The organism is Rhodococcus sp. MEB064 (genome assembly GCF_000834565.1).
Classification (GTDB): Bacteria; Actinomycetota; Actinomycetes; order Mycobacteriales; family Mycobacteriaceae; genus Rhodococcoides.
In genome coordinates this window covers 137,332-158,488 of record NZ_JXQS01000015.1, presented here as the reverse complement: position 1 = coordinate 158,488, position 21,157 = coordinate 137,332, and the positions used below count along the sequence as shown (strand labels likewise).

At 68.3% G+C, this 21,157-nt stretch carries 23 protein-coding genes and 1 pseudogene; 20 read left to right on the top strand and 4 right to left on the bottom strand.

From position 1 onward, the window contains the following. Positions 1 to 297: pseudogene (locus RU01_RS08615) on the top strand (hypothetical protein); the annotation flags it as partial. Between the two features lie 3 nt (positions 298 to 300). Here RU01_RS08615 and RU01_RS08610 read toward each other — a convergent pair. Further along, complete coding sequence (locus RU01_RS08610) at positions 301 to 1,818, bottom strand: phytoene desaturase family protein (protein WP_082042980.1); 1,518 nt, start codon at positions 1,816 to 1,818, stop codon at positions 301 to 303. Continuing rightward, entirely contained in the window at positions 1,815 to 2,780 is a 966-nt protein-coding gene (locus tag RU01_RS08605) for an HAD family hydrolase (RefSeq protein WP_042574134.1), read from the bottom strand. Before RU01_RS08605 ends, RU01_RS08610 begins: the two co-directional genes overlap by 4 nt. 203 nt (positions 2,781 to 2,983) lie before the next feature. Between RU01_RS08605 and RU01_RS08600 the strand changes: the two genes are divergently transcribed. The 12 genes from RU01_RS08600 (at position 2,984) to RU01_RS08540 (ending at position 12,150) form a co-directional block, all read left to right on the top strand. Beyond that, positions 2,984 to 3,244: a glutaredoxin family protein gene (locus RU01_RS08600; RefSeq protein WP_042574100.1), complete on the top strand. Its 261-nt coding sequence runs from the start codon at positions 2,984 to 2,986 to the stop codon at positions 3,242 to 3,244. A gap of 233 nt (positions 3,245 to 3,477) precedes the next feature. Next, on the top strand, positions 3,478 to 4,338 hold the full coding sequence (locus tag RU01_RS08595; protein ID WP_082042979.1) for a redox-sensing transcriptional repressor Rex: 861 nt from the start codon (positions 3,478 to 3,480) through the stop codon (positions 4,336 to 4,338). Beyond that, entirely contained in the window at positions 4,335 to 5,729 is a 1,395-nt protein-coding gene (locus RU01_RS08590) for a glutamyl-tRNA reductase (RefSeq protein WP_042574099.1), read from the top strand. The genes RU01_RS08595 and RU01_RS08590 overlap by 4 nt, the downstream gene beginning before the upstream one ends. Then, a complete protein-coding gene (gene hemC / locus RU01_RS08585; protein ID WP_042574098.1) occupies positions 5,726 to 6,760 on the top strand; it encodes a hydroxymethylbilane synthase in 1,035 nt (344 codons plus the stop codon). Before RU01_RS08590 ends, hemC begins: the two co-directional genes overlap by 4 nt. A 186-nt stretch (positions 6,761 to 6,946) precedes the next feature. Further along, on the top strand, positions 6,947 to 8,509 hold the full coding sequence (locus tag RU01_RS08575) for a uroporphyrinogen-III synthase (protein ID WP_042574096.1): 1,563 nt from the start codon (positions 6,947 to 6,949) through the stop codon (positions 8,507 to 8,509). 16 nt (positions 8,510 to 8,525) lie between these two features. After that, on the top strand, positions 8,526 to 9,500 hold the full coding sequence (gene hemB / locus RU01_RS08570; protein WP_042574095.1) for a porphobilinogen synthase: 975 nt from the start codon (positions 8,526 to 8,528) through the stop codon (positions 9,498 to 9,500). Further along, positions 9,497 to 10,153 (top strand): DUF5336 domain-containing protein, encoded by a 657-nt coding sequence (locus RU01_RS08565; RefSeq protein WP_156148838.1) that lies wholly within the window; start codon positions 9,497 to 9,499, stop codon positions 10,151 to 10,153. Before hemB ends, RU01_RS08565 begins: the two co-directional genes overlap by 4 nt. 89 nt (positions 10,154 to 10,242) lie before the next feature. Next, positions 10,243 to 10,380: a hypothetical protein gene (locus RU01_RS22805; RefSeq protein ID WP_156148837.1), complete on the top strand. Its 138-nt coding sequence runs from the start codon at positions 10,243 to 10,245 to the stop codon at positions 10,378 to 10,380. A 282-nt stretch (positions 10,381 to 10,662) separates the two neighbouring features. Next, positions 10,663 to 11,118: a hypothetical protein gene (locus tag RU01_RS08555; RefSeq protein ID WP_156148836.1), complete on the top strand. Its 456-nt coding sequence runs from the start codon at positions 10,663 to 10,665 to the stop codon at positions 11,116 to 11,118. Continuing rightward, entirely contained in the window at positions 11,115 to 11,597 is a 483-nt protein-coding gene (locus RU01_RS08550; RefSeq protein ID WP_042574132.1) for a hypothetical protein, read from the top strand. The genes RU01_RS08555 and RU01_RS08550 overlap by 4 nt, the downstream gene beginning before the upstream one ends. Continuing rightward, positions 11,594 to 11,842: a hypothetical protein gene (locus RU01_RS08545; protein ID WP_042574091.1), complete on the top strand. Its 249-nt coding sequence runs from the start codon at positions 11,594 to 11,596 to the stop codon at positions 11,840 to 11,842. Before RU01_RS08550 ends, RU01_RS08545 begins: the two co-directional genes overlap by 4 nt. A gap of 32 nt (positions 11,843 to 11,874) precedes the next feature. Further along, positions 11,875 to 12,150 (top strand): metal-sensitive transcriptional regulator, encoded by a 276-nt coding sequence (locus RU01_RS08540; RefSeq protein WP_027504515.1) that lies wholly within the window; start codon positions 11,875 to 11,877, stop codon positions 12,148 to 12,150. Between the two features lie 22 nt (positions 12,151 to 12,172). Here RU01_RS08540 and RU01_RS08535 read toward each other — a convergent pair whose 3' ends face one another. Both RU01_RS08535 and RU01_RS08530 read right to left on the bottom strand, forming a co-directional pair. Further along, positions 12,173 to 14,164, bottom strand: coding sequence for an acyl-CoA dehydrogenase family protein (locus RU01_RS08535; RefSeq protein WP_042574090.1), 1,992 nt, complete (start codon positions 14,162 to 14,164; stop codon positions 12,173 to 12,175). A 42-nt stretch (positions 14,165 to 14,206) separates the two neighbouring features. Further along, a complete protein-coding gene (locus RU01_RS08530; protein ID WP_042574089.1) occupies positions 14,207 to 14,446 on the bottom strand; it encodes a hypothetical protein in 240 nt (79 codons plus the stop codon). A 107-nt stretch (positions 14,447 to 14,553) separates the two neighbouring features. Between RU01_RS08530 and RU01_RS08525 the strand changes: the two genes are divergently transcribed. From RU01_RS08525 to ccsB, 7 genes are read left to right on the top strand one after another with little or no spacing between them, the layout of a single operon-like run. Continuing rightward, on the top strand, positions 14,554 to 15,048 hold the full coding sequence (locus RU01_RS08525) for a GNAT family N-acetyltransferase (RefSeq protein ID WP_042574088.1): 495 nt from the start codon (positions 14,554 to 14,556) through the stop codon (positions 15,046 to 15,048). A gap of 40 nt (positions 15,049 to 15,088) precedes the next feature. After that, positions 15,089 to 16,426, top strand: a complete 1,338-nt coding sequence (gene hemL, locus RU01_RS08520; RefSeq protein ID WP_042574087.1) for a glutamate-1-semialdehyde 2,1-aminomutase — start codon at positions 15,089 to 15,091, stop codon at positions 16,424 to 16,426. Continuing rightward, positions 16,423 to 17,103 (top strand): histidine phosphatase family protein, encoded by a 681-nt coding sequence (locus RU01_RS08515; protein WP_042574086.1) that lies wholly within the window; start codon positions 16,423 to 16,425, stop codon positions 17,101 to 17,103. Before hemL ends, RU01_RS08515 begins: the two co-directional genes overlap by 4 nt. Beyond that, a complete protein-coding gene (locus RU01_RS08510; protein WP_042574085.1) occupies positions 17,100 to 17,708 on the top strand; it encodes a TlpA disulfide reductase family protein in 609 nt (202 codons plus the stop codon). Before RU01_RS08515 ends, RU01_RS08510 begins: the two co-directional genes overlap by 4 nt. 8 nt (positions 17,709 to 17,716) lie before the next feature. Continuing rightward, positions 17,717 to 18,508: a cytochrome c biogenesis CcdA family protein gene (locus RU01_RS08505; RefSeq protein WP_042574084.1), complete on the top strand. Its 792-nt coding sequence runs from the start codon at positions 17,717 to 17,719 to the stop codon at positions 18,506 to 18,508. A gap of 31 nt (positions 18,509 to 18,539) precedes the next feature. Further along, on the top strand, positions 18,540 to 20,177 hold the full coding sequence (gene resB / locus RU01_RS08500; protein WP_042574083.1) for a cytochrome c biogenesis protein ResB: 1,638 nt from the start codon (positions 18,540 to 18,542) through the stop codon (positions 20,175 to 20,177). A 2-nt stretch (positions 20,178 to 20,179) separates the two neighbouring features. After that, a complete protein-coding gene (gene ccsB, locus RU01_RS08495) occupies positions 20,180 to 21,157 on the top strand; it encodes a c-type cytochrome biogenesis protein CcsB (protein WP_042574131.1) in 978 nt (325 codons plus the stop codon).

The window sequence follows — 21,157 nt, the reverse complement described above, 5'->3', positions numbered from 1 at the left end:
GTGGGCTCGGAGGAGATCTACCCCAAGATCGGTGACCTGACGACGCTCGCGCGCGTGCTCGGGATGCCGTACTTCCCGGTCACCCCGCTGTTCCCGCACTTCGGTCCGCTGGGTCTGATCCCGCTGCCGTCGAAGTGGTACATCGAGTTCGGGGAGCCTATCGAGACGACCTCCTACGATCCGAGTGCCGCGGACGATCCGATGGAACTGTTCGAGGTCACCGACCGGGTGCGCGAAACCATCCAGCAGACGCTGTACAAGTTGCTCACGCGGCGTCGCAACGTCTTCCTGGGCTGAGAACTACTGCCCGATCAGCTGGTCGACTATCTGCGCCGACAGGGTGACCAGCGGTAGTCCGCCGCCCGGATGCGAGGAACCGCCCACGAGGTAGAGACCGGGGACGGGTGAGCGGTTCGCCGGTCGCAGGAAGGCTGCTCCCACCCCGTTCGACGAGGTGCCGTAGATCGATCCACCGGGCGTCATGGTGCGTCGCATCAGATCCGCGGGCGAGATGACGGTCTGCCGCAGCACGCGGTCGCGGACGTCGACTCCGCGTTCCGCCATGACGTCGAGGATGCGGGAGGCGTACCTCTCGCGGAGCCCGGGTTCGTCCCAGTCGACCAACGACCGCGAACCGGTGCCGTGTCGTGCGGCGTTGACCAGCACGAACCACGCTTCGGAGTCGTCGTCGGGCCGCAGCGCGGGATCGTCCGGCGCGCTGACGTAGACGGTCGGCGACGGCGCCGGATGCGCCGGACGAGCCCGTGTCCCGAACACCGCGTCGAACTCGGCGTCGTAGTCGTTGGGGAACAGCACACGGTGGTGCGGAGTGTCCGCGTCGCGTCCGCGCAGTGCCAGCAACACGACGAAGCCAGACAGGCTGGGGGTGGTCGCCGCGAGGCGTCGCCGCGCCACGGCGGTGCGCGGCGCCCGCGGCACCAATGAGCGGTACACCTGCTCCGCGTCGGCGTTCGCGACGACGATGTCCGCGGCGATCCGACCGTCGGTGGTCTCGACTCCGCGGACCCGGCCGTCCTCCACGACGACGGAGGTGACGGTGACTCCGGTGCGGATGTCGGCGCCGAGCGACGACGCCCTCTCTGCGACGGCGTCGGCGATGCGGTGCAGACCGCCGGGCACGTGCCACGATCCCCAACGCTGCTCGACGTGGGGGACGGTGGCCAGGGCAGCGGGCGCCCGGCGCGGATCGGACCCGGTGTACGTCGCGTAGCGGTCCAGCATCATCCGCAGTCGAGGGTCGGTCAGGTACTGCCGACCGAGGCTCCGCAGGCTCGACCACGGCGCGATGGTTCGGAGGTCACCGACGCGGCGCGACAGGGTCGCGAGCTCACGTGGCCCGATCGGCGACTCGAGGAAGGCCTCGTGGGTCGCGTCCCAGATCTGCTCGGCACGTGCCGAGAACCGCGACCACTGCGCACCGGCATCACCGCCGAGCGCTGCGTCGAGGGCGGCGGGAATCTCCTCCGCCCGCCCCGGCATGTCCAGCACCGTGCCGTCGGGAAAGCGGTAACGGCACGCGACGGGGAGTCGCTCGAACGTCAGGTCGGCGGGTCCGCCGGTCTGCTCGAAGAGGTCGTCGAAGACGTACGGCATCGTGACCAGGGACGGACCGGTGTCGAAGAGGAAGCCGTCGTGTTCCTCGAGGCCGAGTTTGCCGCCGAGCTGGTCCGACTGCTCGAGGACGGTGACGTCGAAGCCCCGATAGCTCAGGCGCGCGGCTGTGGCCAGACCGCCGATCCCGGCGCCGACGACGACCACCCGCGTCCCGGCCGCCTCGCTGTCGGGGGATGCGGTCACGGGTGGCGGCGGCCCAGCACGGCGGCGACGCCGCCGCCGACCGCGCCCAACGCCAACGCTGTGGGGACGCCGATCTTGGCGGCCTTGCGGCCGGTGCGGAAGTCGCGGATCTCCCATCCGCGGTTCTTGGCCAGCTCGCGGAGGTCGGCGTCGGGATTGACCGCGACGGCCGTACCGACGAGGGACAGCATCGGAACGTCGTTGTGGCTGTCCGAGTACGCGGTGCACCTGCGCAGGTCGAGGCCTTCGCGGACGGCCAGAGTTCGAACGGCGTGAGCCTTGCCACGTCCGTGCAGGATGTCGCCGACGAGCCGACCGGTGAAGACACCGTCCTTGCTCTCCGCGACGGTGCCGAGGGCTCCGGTCAGACCGAGCCGCTTGGCGATGATCGACGCGAGTTCCACCGGAGTCGCCGTCACCAGCCACACCTGCTGACCGGCGTCGAGGTGCATCTGTGCGAGTGAACGGGTGCCGGCCCAGATGCGGTCGGCGATGATCTCGTCGAAGATCTCCTCGCCCAGCCGGACGATCTCGGCGGTCGAGCGGCCCTCGACGAAGGACAGAGCCTTCTCGCGGCCGGTGCTGACGTCGCCCAGGTTCTCCTTGCCGCTCACGCGGAACTTGATCTGCTGCCAGGCGAACTCGGAGACGTCCTTGGTGGTGAAGTACTTGCGGGCGGCGAGGCCGCGGGCGAAGTGAATGATCGACGCGCCCTGCACCATCGTGTTGTCGACGTCGAAGAACGCGGCCGCCGTGAGGTCGCGGGGGACGGTGCCGACGTGGTCGTCCTCGGAGAGGGCACTCTCGGCCTGCAGCGCGATGGCGGCGTCGGCGCTCGCTTCGCCGGCCAGCTTCGCGCGGATCTGCGCGGCGGTGGGTCCGAGCGGGTTACGGATGCGGCGTCGGACCTGCTTCTCGGCCTGCTCGGGCTCCACGTCGCGCCGGGCACGGGAGGCGTCCATCACCTCGGGGGAGTCGCTGATCGTCGAGTCGGGTGTGTTCGCGCCCCGTACGACGTCGTCCGGATCCTGTCGATCGGGCACGTGCACCTCCCCCACCTCGAACGGCGAACCCGCGGGCGCGGGCCGAACGGTCCTGCGGCAGCCAGCCTAACCGCGTGCCCGAGGGCGCGGGGCACCCGTGCCGCCGGTGAGATACTGGACTCATGACGACCCCCGGCAGGACCGTGACGTTGCTGACCCGAGCCGGGTGCGGGGCGTGCGACGGGGCATGGCGGATCCTGGTCCCGCTGTGCGCGGAGTACGGGGTGACATGCGAGGCGATCGACGTCGACGTCGCCGCCGCGCAGGACCCTGACCTGCGCGCGGAGTACGGCGACAGGCTTCCGGTGGTGCTTCTGGACGGACGCGAACACAGCTACTGGGATGTGGACGAGCCCCGGCTGAGACGTGATCTGAGCGCCTGACGCGCTGCCGTCAAGCGACGGGGTCGCGGGATCCTACTACACGGTTCGGCGACTTTGTTCATACCTCCACGAGAGGTTACCGTGGAGACAAGATATGGGGCCGGTGACGAACCCACCTGCCGCGCATGCCGGGTAACCGACGTGCGCCTCACGGAGCTGTGATCCGCCGTCGGCCCTGACGATGATCGTGGAGATCGCGTGCCCTGTCACGGGCGCCGGTCGGACGAGGAGCCTTGGACGTGACCTCTCAACGTCGCCTGCCCGGCGTCGGCGGCGCGCGCTCAGGCGCGGTGGCCGACTCGGGTCGCGACGGCGATGTCGCGTCTCGTGTCGTCCCTCAGGCTACGGTCACTCGTTTCGCCGGGTATCTCCGGGTACTGGGTTCGCTGTCCGACAGCCGAGTGATGATCGTCTCGAGCGAGGACTTGGCCACCGCGGCCGGGGTCGGTTCTGCCACGTTGCGCAAGGACCTGTCGTTCCTCGGACCCATGGGAGTCCGGGGAGTCGGATACGACGTCGCCCGCCTGCGCGCCCGCATCGAACTGGCTCTCGGCCTCGACCGCGGCCATCGCGTCGTCCTGGTCGGCATGGGACATCTCGGAACGGCTCTGGTCGGCTATCACGGCTTCAGTCGTCGCGGCTTCACCATGGTCGCTCTGTTCGACAACGACCCGGCCGTCGTGGGTCGCGAGGTCACGGTGGGCAACGACGAGGACGGTTTCTCGCAGCTCGTCGTCCGACACGTCGACGCGTTGGTCGACGTCGCGACGACCGTCGGTGCCACCGTCGGTGTTGTCGCCACTCCCGATGCAGCGGCCCAGGAGGCCGTGGACGCGTTGGTTGAGGCCGACATCGACTGCATCCTCAGCTTCGCGTCCACCGATCCGGTCACGCCGGCGCACGTCGATCTGCGCCGCGTGGACCTCGCGGTCGAGCTCCAGGTTCTCTCGTTCGCCAACGCCCACAAGGCGCCGCGCAACCGTCCCAACCGCCAGGTCTGCCGGGACACCCGGCAATCCGGTGCGAAGAATTTCGCAGGACCCGGTAATCGGGCCGCAGCCGCTAGCAGAAACGGATCGGTGACAGCACCGTGAGTGTCCTTCTCCTCGGGATTTCGCATCGAAGCGCTCCCGTCTCGGTACTCGAACGTGTCGCCGTCAGCGACACCGAACGCCCCAAGCTGACCGACGAGATCATGACGTCCCCGCACGTGTCGGAGGTCATGATCGTCTCGACGTGCAATCGCGTCGAGGTCTACGCCGTCGTCGACGCGTTCCACGGTGCCCTGACCGACCTCGGTGCGCTGCTCTCCGAGCACTCCGGGCTCGATCTCGCGGAACTGACGAAGTACGCCTACGTCCGCTACAGCGAGGCCGCCGCCGAGCACCTGTTCGCCGTGGCCGGTGGACTGGACTCGATGGTGATCGGCGAGCAGCAGATCCTCGGCCAGATCCGCGCCGCGTACGCCGCGTCGGACGCCCAGCAGGCGTCGGGACGTGCGCTGCACGAACTCGCGCAGCAGGCTCTGCGCGTCGGCAAGAAGGTCCACTCCGAGACGAACATCGACAAGGCCGGGGCGTCCGTCGTCTCCGTCGCACTCGACCGTGCCGGGGACATCCTCGGTGGACTGCAGGGCCGCAAGGCCGTCGTGCTCGGCGCCGGCGCCATGGGCGGACTGTCCGTCGCGCACCTCACCCGCACCGGGATCGGCAGCATCGCCGTCGCGAACCGCACCCAGTCGCGTGCCCAGCACCTGTCCGAGACGGCCGCTGCCGGCGGAGTCACCTCGTTCGCGATCACGCTGGACCAGCTGTCCGCGACCGTCGCCGATGCCGACATCCTGGTCACCTGTACCGGCGCGGTGGGTGCCGTCGTCACCATCGCCGACGCCCATCGCGCACTCGCGCAACGCGACGCCGCCGCTCGTCCCCTCGTCATCTGCGACCTCGGGCTCCCGCGCGACGTCGAGAGCGCCGTCGCCGGACTTCCGGGCGTCACCGTGCTGGACATGGAGTCGCTGCAGCACGACCCCGCCGCCGGCGCCGCAGCGTCCGACGAGCGCGCAGCGCGCGACATCGTCGCCGCGGAACTGGCGTCCTACCTCTCCGGGCAGCGTCTCGCCGAGGTCACCCCCACCGTGACGGCTCTGCGTCAGCGCGCCGCGGAGGTCGTCGAGGCGGAGCTCATGCGGCTCGACTCGCGTCTTCCCGACCTGGCCGATCCCCAGCGCGACGAGGTGGCCCGCACGGTCCGCCGCGTCGTCGACAAGCTTCTTCATGCGCCCACCGTGCGCGTGAAGCAACTGGCCACCACACCCGGTGGCGATTCCTACGCCGAAGCGCTCCGCGAGCTCTTCGAGCTGTCGCCGGCAACGGTGCAAGCCGTCGCGTCTCCGATGGAGGTCGCGTCGGCCTTCGACACCGACAGCCCGACAGCTGCTCTCGCCGACGACTTCACGGCATTTCACGATCGGAGTGACGAATGAGCGCGAACGCAGGCGCCCTCGGCGATCGAGTCGTGCGCATCGGAACGCGCGGTAGCCTCCTCGCGACGACGCAGGCCGAGACGGTCCGTGCCGCCATCACGGCCACGGGCGTGCGCACCGAACTGGTCGTCGTCGCCACCGCGGGTGACAAGTCCGCCGCACCGGTCCAGGAGATCGGTGTCGGAGTGTTCACGGCAGCACTGCGGGAAGCGTTGGCGGACAAGACCATCGACGTCGCCGTGCACTCGTACAAGGATCTGCCCACGGCCGAGGACCCGCGGTTCCGCATCGCCGCTATCCCGGAGCGCGAGGATTCTCGCGACGCCCTGGTGGCTCGCGACGGACTGGTGCTCGGTGAGTTGCCCGCCGGATCGACGGTCGGTACCTCCGCGCCCCGACGCATCGCGCAGTTGCGCGCTCTGGGCCTCGGACTTGACGTGCAACCGCTGCGCGGCAACCTCGACACCCGCATCGGCAAGGTCACCAAGGGCGAGCTCGACGCCGTCGTCGTGGCCCGCGCCGGCCTCGCCCGCATCGGCCGGCTCGACGTCGTCACCGAAGCGCTCGAACCGGTGCAGTTCCTGCCCGCTCCGGCGCAGGGCGCTCTCGCGGTCGAGTGCCGGTCCGACGACCACGACCTCGCCGGCGTGCTCGGCACACTCGACGACGTCGCCTCCCGTGCATCGGTCACGGCCGAGCGCGCGCTGCTCGCCGAACTGGAAGCCGGATGCACCGCGCCGGTCGGCGCCATCGCGGAGGTGGTCGAGTCGATCGACGAGGACGGACGGATCTTCGAGGAACTGTCGGTCCGCGGGTGCGCCGCGGCCGTCGACGGTTCCGACGTCATCCGTGCCTCGACCGTCGGGTCGGTGGACGACGCCGACGAACTCGGTCGCCGCGTCGCCCGTGAACTTCTCGACCTCGGTGCCCGCGAACTGGTCGCCATCACCGAACCTTCTTCATCCTCCACCGCCGCCTCCACAACCCAGCGGACGAGCGGCACTCAGAAAGGCGAATCGATCGATGCGTGAGCAGAGGGCACTGGACCTCGTGGGCGGGCACAGACACGGCCGCGCCAGACGCGGCGCGGCGCCACGCCCCGGGCGATACGAACGCATTGCCACCTCCCGGCTGATCCCCAAGCGGGGTCCCGCCACCGAGATCGAGATCCGCTTCCGCGACAAGCACGCGGACCAGACTGCACTGGAGAACGAATCATGAGCCGAGTCCGCAAGAACACTCCGGGACGGATCCTGTTCGTGGGATCGGGCCCGGGCGATCCGGCCCTGCTCACCGTCCGGGCACGTGACGCGCTGGCTGTCGCCGAGATGGCCTTCACCGATCCCGACGTCGACAAGGGCGTCATCGCCCTGGTCGGCACGGCGGTACCCGCCGACGCCGAGACCGGCGAGAACGGTGTCGACGTGCGTCCCGCGCTCGGCGAGCCCGCCGAGGTCGCGAAGACACTGGTCGCCGAGGCGAAGAACGGGCACGACGTGGTCCGCCTCGTCTCCGGTGACCCGCTGACCACCGACTCGGTCATCGCGGAGGTCACCGCCGTGGCCCGCACCCAGGTGCAGTTCGAGGTCGTCCCCGGCCTGCCCGCCGGATCGGCCGTTCCCAGCTACGCCGGTATGGCGCTGGGTTCCGAGCACACCGAGGCCGACGTGCGCGGCGACGTCAACTGGGCGTCACTCGCCGCGGCACCCGGACCGCTGGTCCTGCACGCGACGTCCGGGCACCTCGCCGAGACGGCCAGCGCGCTGGTCGAGCACGGCCTGGCTCCGCAGACGCCCGTCGCGATCACCGTCCGCGGCACGACGCGTCAGCAGCGCACCGTCGAGGCCACCCTCGCCACACTCAACGACGCCGGATCCGAACTGGTCGGCTCGCTGATCGTCACCGTCGGCAAGGTCGTCGCGCAGCGCTCCAAGATGTCCTGGTGGGAGAGCCGCGCTCTGTACGGCTGGACCGTCCTGGTGCCGCGCACCAAGGACCAGGCCGGCGAGATGAGCGAGCGCCTGGTCACCCACGGTGCCATCCCCATCGAGGTCCCCACCATCGCCGTCGAGCCGCCGCGCAGCCCCGCGCAGATGGAACGGTCGGTCAAGGGACTCGTCGACGGGCGCTACCAGTGGGTCGTGTTCACCTCGACCAACGCGGTGCGCGCCGTCTGGGAGAAGTTCGAGGAGTTCGGCCTGGACGCTCGCGCGTTCTCCGGCGTGAAGATCGCCTGTGTCGGCGAAGCGACGGCGGACAAGGTGCGCTCGTTCGGCATCAACCCCGAGCTGGTGCCGTCCGGTGAGCAGTCCTCCACCGGTCTGCTCGACGACTTCCCGCCGTACGACGAGGTGTTCGACCCCGTCAACCGGGTGCTGCTGCCGCGCGCCGACATCGCGACCGAGACCCTCGCCGAGGGCCTCCGCGAGCGCGGCTGGGAGATCGACGACGTCACCGCGTACCGCACGGTGCGCGCTGCGCCGCCGGCCGCCGAGACCCGCGAGATGATCAAGACCGGCGGATTCGACGCCGTGTGCTTCACGTCGAGTTCGACCGTGCGCAACCTGGTCGGCATCGCCGGGAAGCCGCACGCGCGCACCCTGGTCGCATGCATCGGACCGAAGACCGCCGAGACGGCCGTCGAATTCGGTCTGCGCGTCGACGTGCAGCCCGAGACGGCCCAGGTCGGACCGCTGGTCGAGGCGCTGGCCGAGCATGCCGCTCGTCTGCGCGCCGAAGGTGCACTCCCGCCTCCGCGCAAGAAGTCGCGCAGGCGCTGACCGAAGTGAGGGTTTCTTGTTCCCCGTAGACCGTCCCCGGCGACTGCGTCGTACCCCCGCGATCCGCCGGTTGGTGGCGGAGACGTCGCTCGAACCGCGGCATCTCGTGCTGCCGATGTTCGTGGCCGACGGCCTCGACTCCCCGCGGGAGATCAGCTCCATGCCCGGCGTCGTCCAACACACGCTGGACTCGCTGTCCGCCGCGGCGGACGAGGCCGTGCGTGCGGGCGTCGGCGGGCTGATGCTCTTCGGCGTTCCGCGTCCGGAGGTCAAGGACGGGCAGGGGTCGATGGCCTCGGATCCCGACGGCATCCTGAACAAGGGGCTACGTCGACTCCGGGACGACCTCGGCGACACGACCGTGCTGATGGCCGACACGTGTCTCGACGAGTTCACCGACCACGGTCACTGCGGGGTGTTGGCGAGCGACGGCAGCGTCGACAACGACGCGACCCTGGTGCGCTACGTGGACATGGCTGTGGCGCAAGCGGAATCGGGTGCTCACCTCCTCGGCCCCAGCGGCATGATGGACGGGCAGATCGGCGCGATCCGCGAGGGACTGGACACCGCCGGATTCGCCGACGTGGGTCAGCTGGCCTACACGGCGAAGTACGCGTCGGCTTTCTACGGCCCGTTCCGTGAGGCCGTCGGATCGACCCTGCGCGGTGATCGCCGTACCTATCAACAGGATTCGGCCAATCGGCGCGAGTCGATGCGCGAACTCGACCTCGACATCGCCGAGGGCGCGGACATGGTGATGGTCAAACCCGCGATGAGTTATCTAGACATCCTGCGCGAGGTCGCCGACGCGTCGCCCGTGCCCGTCGCCGCCTATCAGATCTCGGGGGAGTACGCGATGATCACCGCCGCCGCGCAGAACGGATGGATCGATCGCGACGCGGCGATCATGGAGTCCGTCACCAGCATTCGCCGAGCGGGTGCCGACATCGTGTTGACCTACTGGGCCACCGAGATCGCGACGCGGCTGTGAACGACAGCGCACCGGGCGGAAACCCGGAAGATCCCCGCTACGACAGTCCACAGGGAAACTGGCAACAGCCGCAGGGAAACTGGCAGCAGCCGCAGGGCAATTGGCATCCGGAAGGTCTGCCGCCCAGTGCGATGAAGCCCGTCCTGCCCCCGGAGGGCGGAGACGCGCCGGTCGACATCGAGACCTCGAGGCACCTCTGGTTCGCCGTGATCGCCCTCGGCGTCGTGTCGATGCTGATCGGCTTGTCGGCGCTGTACTCGGATCGGGACGCATTCCTCGACTCGTTCCTCGCCGACCTCGAGGCGCAGGATCCGTCGCTCGCGCTGCCGCCCGACACCGCGAACACCGTGCTGATCGTGGCGATGGTGATGTCGCTGGTCTTCGCGCTACTCATCGCCGGCGCCGTACTGCTGGTGGTCCGCAAGATGCGCGCCGGCAAGCTGTGGGCTCGTGCGGTTCTGACTGTCATCGGTGTCGTCATCGTCGTGACGACGATTCCGACGTTGTTCGGCCTCGGGTCCGTCACCGGGCCGATGGCGGTGTTCACGGCGGTACTCGGAATCCTGCAGGCAGTCGCCGCCGCCGGAGCCGTCTACCTGATGCACCGACGTGAGTCGACGGAGTACTTCCTGTCCAAGCGCGCGCCACGCTGAGCGTCGACACGCCGTAACGGGTGTGACGCAAGTTACAGCTGAGGTATTACTCTGAGAACCGGTCGGATGGTCGGTGATCGGAGAATCAAATGACTCAACGCCCTATCGTCGGGAGTGACCCCGGCGAACGTCGCAACGGTCTCGCAGAGGCCTTCGCACTCCTCCTTCTGACGTCGGCGGTCGTGGTCGTCGTCCTGGTCGTCGCGAGCGGATTCGCGGGCGCCTGAGAAGGCCATCGCCGCAGTTGGCGCCGTGTTTTTGCGCTAAACCGACTGGCGTGTATCGTGACCACTGTCACAAGCGTTCGAACAGGTCGGAGACCGCGTTGCCCGCCGATTCCACCCCCGCGTCCTCTGCGGTCGCTTCTCGCACACACGTCGTGCAGTGCAGCAGCAGCCGTCGGGAACTGTGGCTCCTCGCCATCGTCTTCATCACCGGTGTGTTGATGGCCGCCGTCGTTCTGCTCCCGGCCGTCCTCAGCTGACAGGCGTCCAGGCAGGATGGTCCTCGTGACCTTCGACAAGGCGGAGAACGCTCCGCTCGCACGACCCCGTGTCATCACGTATGCGTTCCTCGCCTGGGTGCTCGGCGCCGTTCTCGTCGTACTGCTCGGGTTGATCTCGCTGACGTTCCCGGCCGACTCGCTCCGCACTCAGTTGACCGACACGGGCGGGTCCGCCGACGCCGTCGACAGCGTCATCACGGTGCTCCGGACCATCGGCATCCTCGAGATCGTCGTCGGTCTCGCTGTCGGATTCCTCGCCGGCCCCACGTGTCGACGCGGTGATCCGCGGTTCCGACGAGCGCTCACCGTGCTGTCCGTGATCTTCGGCGTCGTGCTGCTCGGATCGGTGACGGTCGGATTCGCCATCGTCCCGCTGCTGGCCACCCTCGGCTCGATCTTCCTGTTCGTCGCCTGCGTGCTCGCGTATCGACGCTCCGCTGCCGAGTGGTTCGCCGCGTGAGCGAGACGTCGGAGGATACTGTGCTCTTCGCGGAGTACGGCGCCAAGTGGCGAGCGCTGGGCTACGGGCCGGCCTTCTGCCTGCTGGCGCTGGGTATCGAGATCTACACCGGACCCGTCGTGCACTACGTCGCCCTCGTGGTGATCGCCGCGGTCCTCATGGCGTTCACGTACGTCCAGATCGTCGCCGCGCGTCGTCACGCCACCGTCATCCTGACGCCCACCACGCTGAGTCAGGGAACCGAGGACGTCGCCGTCGCCGACATCCTCGAGGTCTACCCGGAGCCCGACTACGAGGCCACGGGGAACAAGCTCGAGCGGTGGCAGACCGCCCGAGTGCTGGGGGAGCTGTCCGGCATCCCGCGTAAGCGCACCGGCGTCGGCCTCAAGCTCGCGGGCAACGGCATCGTCCAGGCCTGGGCCAAGGACGAGGAGACGCTGCGCGAGGAACTGCTCGCGCTGGTCGAGGCGGAACGATGATCAGGCGGGCACTGCCGGGCGTCGTCGCACTGGTGCTGCTCGGCGTGGCCGCCGTGCTGTGGTCGTACTCGCGCGTGACCGATACCGTCACCGAGTCCTTCCCCACGACGGGCGACGTCGAAGGGTTCACCATCACCTACGACTCGATGCACGTGGCGGGTCCGTGGATGGGCTTGTCGGTCGTCGCTGCCGCGGTGGCGGTGTACCTGCTGATGCGACTGACGATCCGGCGACCGCGAGACTGATCCTTCTTACCCCCGGGGGGTACATTGGATGCATGAGCAGTTTCGACCAGGACGACCTTCTCAAGCGTCTACGCCGCATCGAGGGTCAGGTGGCGGGGATCTCCCGCATGGTGGCAGACGATCGCTATTGCATCGACGTGCTGACGCAGGTGTCCGCGGTGACCAAGGCGCTGCAGTCCGTGTCGCTCAAGCTTCTCGACGCCCACCTCGCGGGCTGCGTCGTGGACGCGGCGCGCGAGGGTGGACCCGAGGCCGACGCGAAGGTCAGGGAGGCGTCCGAGGCTATCGCTCGTCTCGTCCGTTCCTGACCCCGCGAGGCCGGAAAGTGGCCTAGTCGGCGGTGACGGATTCCTTCACTTCACCGGGCTCGTCGTCGGCGAGCATCGCGGCGCCGAGCAGGGCCTCCGGCACACCGAACGCGTCGATCAGCGTGTGGGCGTGCGGGCGGAGGCTGCGGCAGCGTTCGTTGATGCCGCGCGTCACGGCCTTGGACCGCTCGGTGGAGATGTAGCGGTGCTCGATGAACCACGCCTTGTCCGCGTCGATCGTGGACAGGGCGTAGAGGTCGCACACCTCGCCCAGAAGTTCCTTGGCGTCGTCGTCCTCGCAGTTGTCGATGCCGGCGACGAACGCCTCGAGCACGACGCGATCCACGTGCGCGGTGGCGGCGTGCAGGATGTGGTCCTGCACCGAGTTGAACGCGTCGAACTGGCTCATCTTCTTCGACAAGCCGTTGAGCCGCTTGGCCGCCGTGGAGATCAGGTACTCCTCCCGGTCCTCGAACATCGAGATCTGGGTGCCGCGGTTGAAGAGGCTGCCTTCCTCCTCGTTGTCCTGACGGGAGTCGACGAGCGTCTGGATGATCGGCGCGGCGGCGGTGCGCTTCTTGACCACGTCACCGACCGTGCCGGCGGCGAACTTGACCCAGTCGGCGGCACCGAAGGACCGCACCTCGTGCGCGTACGCCGTCAGCAGCTCCTTCGCGACGAGCTGTGTGAGCACCACGTTGTCGCCCTCGAAGGTGGTGAAGACGTCGGAGTCCGCTTTGAGTGCGATGAGCCTGTTCTCGGCGAGGTAGCCGGCGCCACCGCAGGCTTCGCGCGACTCCTGGATGGCCTTGGTCGCATGCCAGGTGTTGGCGGCCTTGAGTCCTGCCGCGCGCGATTCGAGTTCGCGCTGCTCGGTGGGATCGGGATCCTCGGCGCTCTGGATGTCGTGCATCTTCGACACCAACTCGTTCTGCGCGAACTGCAGCGCGAACGACTTGGCGATCAGTGGGAACAGTCGACGCTGATGGACCAGGTAGTCCATGATCGTCACTTCGTCGTCGGTGCCGGGCGCGCTGAACTGCTTGCGCTGCAACGCATATTTGGTCGCGATGGTCAGGGCGACACGTGCTGCGGCGCCGGCGGAACCGCCGACGGTGATGCGGCCGCGGATCAAGGTTCCGAGCATGGTGAAGAAGCGCCGGTTGGCGTTGTCGATGTCCGAGGAGTACGAGCCGTCCTCCGCCACGTCGGCAATCTTGTTCAGCATGTTCTCGCGAGGAACTCGCACGTGGTCGAACATGATGCGGCCGTTGTCGACGCCCGGCAGTCCGCCCTTGTAGCCGATGTCGAACGTCGTGACGCCGGGCAGGTCGCTGCCGAAGTTCTCGTCACGGATCTGGACGACGAAACAGTGGACGCCCTTGCTCTCCGGCTCCTCGCCGGGCCCGGCGGTGATCAGCTGCGCGAACACGGCCGCGTACTTCGCCGATTCCGCGGCGCCGCCGATGTAGTCCTTGCGGGAGGACTTGTCGGGGGTGTGGATGACGAATTCCTGCGTGTCGCGGTCGTACGTCGCCGTGGTGCCGATGGACTGCACGTCGCTGCCGTGACCGGTCTCCGACATGGCGAAGCAGCCGAGGGTCTCCAGGTCGATCAGCGGCTTGATGAACTGCTTGTGGTGCTTCTCGGTGCCGAGGTTCTCGATCGCACCGCCGAACAGCCCCCACTGGACGCCGGCCTTGACCATCAGCGACAGGTCCGACATGGCGAGCATCTCGATCATGGTCACCGCGGCGCCGATGTCGCCGGTGCCGCCGACCTCCTTGGCGAAGCCCGACTCCGCGGCGCCTGCCGCGGCCAACACACGCAGCTGCTCGAACGCCTTCGTCCGAGCGATGGCGGTGTTCGGCGTGTAGTGCGGAGCGAACTCGTGCCGCTCGAGCTGCTCGCGAGTCTGGTTGCGAACGTCACGCCAGCGCCCGTCGAGCGTGTTACGCAGATGCTTCGCGAGTGCGGTGGCGGAGTCGCTGGTGCCGGTCTCGGTAGTGGTCATACTCGACGGTAACCAAAAGCGGGACCACGTGTGGGCCAGTTGTCAGCGGGGCCACAAATATTCACGCGCGAACTCGCGGATCTTGCGAAACATCACACCGGTCGCGTCCATCGACGCACCCTGAGGGCCGGTTTTCGCGTACGGGCCGTCGCCGAAGAGCGAGGCGCCGTTGTCGGAGATCGCCCGCGACATCAGCGAGCTGAACCCGTCGCACTGCTCGACGAGGTGCTCGCGGAAACCGTCCGGCCATGGGTACCGAGCCGGTTCGTGTGGTGCTGACATAGTTCGAGGATATGCCCGATGTAACGCAGATTTAACACTTTCGATCAGCCGATTCTCGAACCCGAGCCGGCCGGGCACATCGACGGCACGGGAACTACCGTGACGCTGTGCTGATCCGCGACACCGTCCCCGACGACCTTCCCGCCATCCTCACCGTGCACAACGCGGCGATCGCCGAGACGACAGCCATCTGGGACGAAGAGCAGGTGGAACTGGCGGACAGGCAGGCGTGGTTCGATCAGCGCACCGGGGCCGGGCTGCCGATCCTGACGGCGGACATCGACGGGCAGATGGCCGGCTACGCCTCCTACGGTCCGTTCCGACCGAAGACGGGCTACCGTCATACCGTCGAGAACTCGGTGTACGTCGCCGACGGCTTCCACCGCCGGGGTGTGGCGACGGCGTTGATGGCCGAACTGATCGAGCGCGCTCGCCTCGGCGACGTCCACGCGATGGTCGCCGGGATCGAGTCGTCCAACACCACCTCCATGGCCCTGCATGCCAAGTTCGGATTCGAGGTCGTCGGGGTCATGCCGCAGGTCGGCGTCAAGTTCGGGCGGTGGCTGGACCTGACCTGGATGCAACTACTACTCGCGCCGTAGACCAGGAAGAGCACTCTCCGTCCTGTGAAACACTGGAGAGGTGACTCCTTCCAGCGGAACCGACACCGGTGTTCCCACCGCCCGATCCGCAGAACTCTTCGCGCGCGCATCGGCCGTCATCCCCGGCGGTGTGAACTCGCCCGTGCGTGCCTTCCACTCGGTCGGCGGCACCCCCCGGTTCATGGCCGAGGCCAGCGGTTACACGCTGCGCGACGCCGACGGGAACAGCTACGTCGACCTGATCTCGTCGTGGGGACCGATGATCCTCGGACACGCGCATCCCGCGGTCGTCGAGGCCGTGCAGAAGGCCGCCACGACGGGCCTGTCCTTCGGCGCTCCGACCCTCGGTGAGATCGAGCTCGCCGAGGAGATCGTGCGCCGAGTGGACCCCGTCGACGAGGTCCGCCTGGTGAATTCGGGCACAGAGGCGACCATGAGTGCCGTACGGCTGGCCCGCGGTTTCACCGGTCGCTCCAAGATCGTGAAGTTCTCGGGGTGCTACCACGGCCACGTGGACGCCCTGCTCGCCGACGCCGGATCCGGTGTCGCCACGCTCGGATTGCCGACGTCCCCCGGCGTCACCGGGGCGCAGGCCGCCGACACCATCGTCGTTCCGTACAACGACCTCGACGCCGTCGCGAAGGCCTTCGCCGACAACCCGGGGCAGATCGCGTGCGTCATCACCGAAGCTGCCGCCGGCAACATGGGCGCCGTCGCCCCCCAGCCCGGATTCAACGAGGGCCTGCAGCGTCTGACCCGCGCGCACGATGCGCTGCTGATCATGGACGAGGTCATGACGGGCTTCCGCGTCAGCGCCTCCGGCTGGTACGGACTCGACGGAATCGCCGGCGACCTCTACACCTTCGGCAAGGTCATGAGCGGCGGTCTTCCCGCCGCCGCGTTCGGCGGACGCTCCGACATCATGAGCTACCTCGCACCGGCCGGCCCCGTCTACCAGGCAGGAACGCTGTCGGGTAACCCCGTGGCCGTCGCCGCAGGTCTGGCCACGCTGCGCCACGCGGACGCCGACGTCTACGCCGCCCTCGAGCGTAACTCCCACCGTCTGGGCACAATCCTCGGCGACGCCCTGACCGCGCAGGGCGTGACCCATCGCGTGCAGTACGCCGGCAGCATGGTCAGCGTCTTCTTCTCCGAGGATCCGGTGATCGACTACGCCGGCGCCAAGGCCGCGGACACCTGGCGGTTCCCCGCGTTCTTCCACGCCCTGCTCAGCCGCGGCGTCTACCCGCCGCCCAGTGCCTTCGAGGCCTGGTTCGTCTCCGCCGCCCTCGACGACCGCGCCTTCGAGATCATCGAGGCTGCCGCTCCCCACGCTGCGGCAGCCGCCGCCTCAGCCGAGCAGAAAGCACCGTCATGACCGACGCCACGTCAGCCGAGACCCAGCTCGGCGACCATCCCCACGCCGATACGCGCACGATCGTGCACGTGCTGCGCCACGGGGAGGTGCACAACCCCAAGGGCATCCTCTACGGACGACTGCCCAACTTCCGACTCTCCGTCAACGGTCAGGCACAGGCGCGCACGGTTGCGGACGCCCTCGCCGGACACGACGTGACGCACGTCGTCGCATCCCCGTTGCAGCGTGCGCAGGAAACCGCGGCGCCCATCGCGTCGGCGTTCGGACTGACCATCGAGACCGACGAGAATCTCATCGAGGCCGGGAACGACTTCGAGGGCCTCAAGGTCGCCGTCGGCGACGGTGCGTTGCGACGCCCCCGTCACTGGCTCAAGCTGCGCGACCCCTTCACGCCGTCCTGGGGCGAGCCCTACCTGCAGATCGCGCATCGGATGTTGGCAGCCGTCAACACCGCGCGCGTCGCCGCCGTCGGGCACGAGGCCGTCTGTGTCAGCCATCAGCTCCCCGTCTGGACGCTGCGCCGCTTCCTGCAGGGTGACCGCTTGTGGCACGACCCGCGTCACCGTCAGTGCGGTCTCGCCTCGCTCACGTCGCTGATCTACGAGGGCGACACCCTCGTCGACATCGTCTACTCCGAGCCCGCGGGGGCGTCGGACCCTCTCCAGACCGGCGCATGAGACCCGCCCGCCTGCTCGCGCCTCTGCTCGTGGTCGCCGCTGCCCTCACGGGCTGCGCCACGGGCAACGACGCGGTGGCTCAGGGCGGCACGTTCGAGTTCGTCTCCCCCGGTGGAAAGACGTCCATCTTCTACGACCCTCCGGCCGACCGCGGAACCGTCGGGAACCTGTCGGGCCCCGACCTGATGACCGAGGGCGCCACGACGTCGCTGTCGGACTACGACGGTCAGGTCGTCGTCCTGAATATCTGGGGACAGTGGTGCGGGCCGTGCCGCGGTGAGGCCGACGACCTCGAGCAGGTCTTCGAGGCGACGAAGGATCAGGGCGTCCAGTTCCTCGGGATCAACGTCCGCGACAACCAGCAGGACAAGGCGCAGGACTTCGTCGTCGACAACAAGGTGACGTACCCGTCGATCTACGACCCGCCGCTGCGCACACTGCTCGCCCTCGGATCGAACTATCCGACGACGGTCATCCCGACGACCATCGTGCTCGATCGTGAGCATCGGGTCGCCGCGGTGTTCCTGACGGAACTGCTGGCGAGCGATCTGCAGCCGGTGGTGGAGCGCATCGCCGCCGAGACACCCGAGGCATCCGATGGGTAGAACTTCCGATGGGTGAGGCGTTCCAGTCCGCGGCGGCGTCGGGACCTCTGTTCCTGGCGTTGGGCGCGTGCGTGCTGGCCGGGCTCGTGTCCTTCGCGTCGCCGTGCGTCGTACCTCTCGTCCCCGGCTACCTGTCGTACCTGGCGGGTGTCGTCGGTGCCGACGCCCCGTCCGTGACGGCCGACGAGGCAGCGACCAAGACGCTGGTCCGTGGGCGCAGTCGCGTCGCGGCGGCCGCGGCACTGTTCGTGCTCGGATTCACGGTCGTGTTCGTCCTGGCGACGGCATCCGTCTTCGGGGCCATCTCCGTGCTGGCAGTCAACCGCGAGGTGCTGCAGCGTGTGGGCGGTGTAGTCACCATCGCGATGGGACTGGTGTTCCTCGGCCTGATCCCCGCGCTGCAGCGGGACACGCGCTTCGAGCCGAAGCGCATCGGGAGCATCCTCGGCGCGCCGCTCCTGGGAGGTGTCTTCGCGCTCGGCTGGACTCCGTGTCTCGGGCCTACGCTGGCGGGTGTCATCTCGTTGACCGCCGGTACCGAGGGGACGACCGCCGCTCGCGGTGTCGTCCTGATCATCGCCTACTGCCTGGGTCTCGGACTGCCGTTCGTGATCCTCGCGTTCGGGTCGGTGAGTGCACTCCGCGGTGTCGGATGGCTGCGCAACAATGCGCGGGCGATCCAGATATTCGGTGGCGTGATGCTCGTGGCAGTCGGAATCGCCCTGGTCACGGGGGCATGGGACATGTTCGTGAGTTGGGTTCGAGACGGCGCGGTCACCGGTGTGACCCTGCCGATCTAGCACCGGTCGCACCGAGGACGAGAAAGAGTTCATGAGTACTGATCTGTCAGCCCGCCCGGACGCGGAGGCTCGCCCCCCGAGGCAGTCTCCCGCGGGTCGCGTCGTGGCGGCCGTGCGAAACACGTGGCGTGGGCTGACGTCGATGCGCACCGCCTTGGTATTGCTGTTCCTGCTCGCCCTGGCCGCCGTTCCCGGTGCACTGTTGCCGCAACGCAGTCTCAACTCGGGCAAGGTCGACACCTACATCGCCAACCGTCCGAGTCTCGGGCCGCTGATGGACCGGCTCGAGCTGTTCGACGTGTTCGGCAGCTTCTGGTTCACCGCCATCTACGTCCTGCTGTTCGTCTCGCTGGTCGGCTGCATCCTCCCGCGCTGCCTCGATCACGCGAAGGCTCTGCGCACGCCGCCCGTGGCCACCCCGCGCAATCTCGCCCGCCTTCCGCACCACCTGAGTACCGAGGTCGACGCGGATCCCGAGACGCTGATGAACGACATCGAGTCGCGCATGGGTGGGTGGCGCAAGGTCCGGCGCACCGAGGAGTCGGGCGCGCTGACGCTGTCCGCCGAGAAGGGATACCTGCGTGAGGCGGGCAATCTCGTCTTCCACCTGTCCCTGGTCGGTCTCCTGGTGGCCATCGCCGTCGGCAAGCTCTTCAGCTACGAGGGCAACGTCGTGGTGATCGCCAACGACGGCCCCGGCATCTGCACCACCTCGCCGGCACAGTTCGACTCGTTCCGCGCCGGCAACAGCGAGGACGGCACCGGCATGACGCCATTGTGCGTGCGCGTGAAGAACTTCACGGCCGACTACCTCGAGAACGGGCAGGCGGAGCAGTTCACGTCCGACATCGAGTACCAGGCCGGCGACGACCTGGTCACGAACACCTGGCGCCCGGACACCCTGCAGGTCAACCACCCGCTGCGAGTGGCCGGAGATCGCGTCTACCTGCAGGGACACGGATACGCGCCCACATTCACGGTGACGTTCCCGAACGGCGAGACCCGCACCGAGACGGTCCAGTGGGAGCCCACGGACGGGACGACGTTCCTCTCCAGCGGCGTCCACCGCTTCGACCCGCCCGGTGGTCTGTACCCGGACCCGGACGTGCGCCGTCAGAACCAGATCGCCATCGAGGGGCTGTTCGCACCGACCGCGTTCTTCCACGGCACCCTGCTCTCGTCGAGCTTCCCCGCCCCGAACGATCCGGCGGTGGCCATCGACATCTACAAGGGCGACACCGGCCTCGACACGGGTAATCCGCAGTCGTTGTTCTCGTTGAGCAAGGTCCTGGTCGAGCAGGGTCGTCTGGTCAAGCAGGATCGCGTGAATCTCACGCCGGGGGAGTCGACCACGCTGGCCGACGGCACGCAGGTCCGCTTCGACGGAGCCGAGCAGTTCGTCAATCTGCAGGTCTCGCACGACCCCGCGCAGACGTGGGTGCTGGTGTTCGCGCTGTCCATGATGGCCGGTCTGCTGGTGTCCCTGGTGATCAAGCGGCGTCGGATCTGGGTGCGCGTGACCGCAGGCGACGACCGACGACGTACCGTAGTAGACCTGGGCGGTCTCGCACGCACCGACCAAGCGGGGTGGGGCGACGAGTTCGACCGTCTGTCGACGAGACTCCTCGACTCGCCCACACCCGACAGAGCCCGTACAGGCAAGGAGTGACCATGCCGATCGATGCCACACTCGCACAGTTCAGTGACTGGTCGTTCCGGTCCGCGTTCGGTGTCTATCTGCTCGCGGCGGTGTTCCTGATCGCGCAGTACGCGACGCTCACCGTGACCGCGTCGGAGCGCAAGGCCGAGAAGCAGCTCGTCCCGGCAGGCAAGGCGCCGCTGCGGCCCACCGGGCCCGGCCGCATCGAGGAGGCGCCCAAGCGCCCGATGTCCGAGCGGTACGGCGGCATGGGCTACGCGCTTGTCGTGCTGGGTCTGCTGCTGACCGTCACCTCCACCGTGTTGCGCGGCTTCGCCACAGACCGGTTCCCGCTGGGCAACATGTACGAGTTCGTCACCATGGCGACTGCTGCGGCGACGGCCACCTCCGTGGTCGCGTTGCGCAAGATGCGCCCGACGCTGATCTTCGTCGTCGTGCCGGTGATGATTTTAATGTTCCTGGCCGCGACGGTTCTCTACGCGGACGCGGCCCCCGTCGTGCCGGCACTGCGCTCGTACTGGCTGCCGATCCACGTGACCATCGTCAGCATCGGCAGCGGCATCTTCCTCGTCGCCGGTGTGGCGTCGCTGCTCTTCCTGCTGCGGATGCGCTTCCCGGCCACCGAGGACGGTGCCGGTACCGGTGCGCTGGCGCGCTTCGCTCAGCGACTCCCCGACGCACAGACGCTCGATCGACTCGCCTACAAGACCACGATCATCGGGTTCCCGCTGTTCGGGGCCGGTGTCATCCTCGGCGCGATCTGGGCGGAAGCCGCTTGGGGTCGCTTCTGGGGCTGGGATCCCAAGGAGACGGTGTCGTTCATCGCCTGGGTCGTCTACGCCGCATACCTGCACGCCCGCGCCACGTCGGGATGGCGGAACACCCGCGCGGCATGGATCAACGTCGCGGGCTTCGTGGCCATGCTGTTCAATCTGTTCATCATCAACATGGTGGTCTCCGGTCTGCACTCGTACGCCGGCTTGAACTGA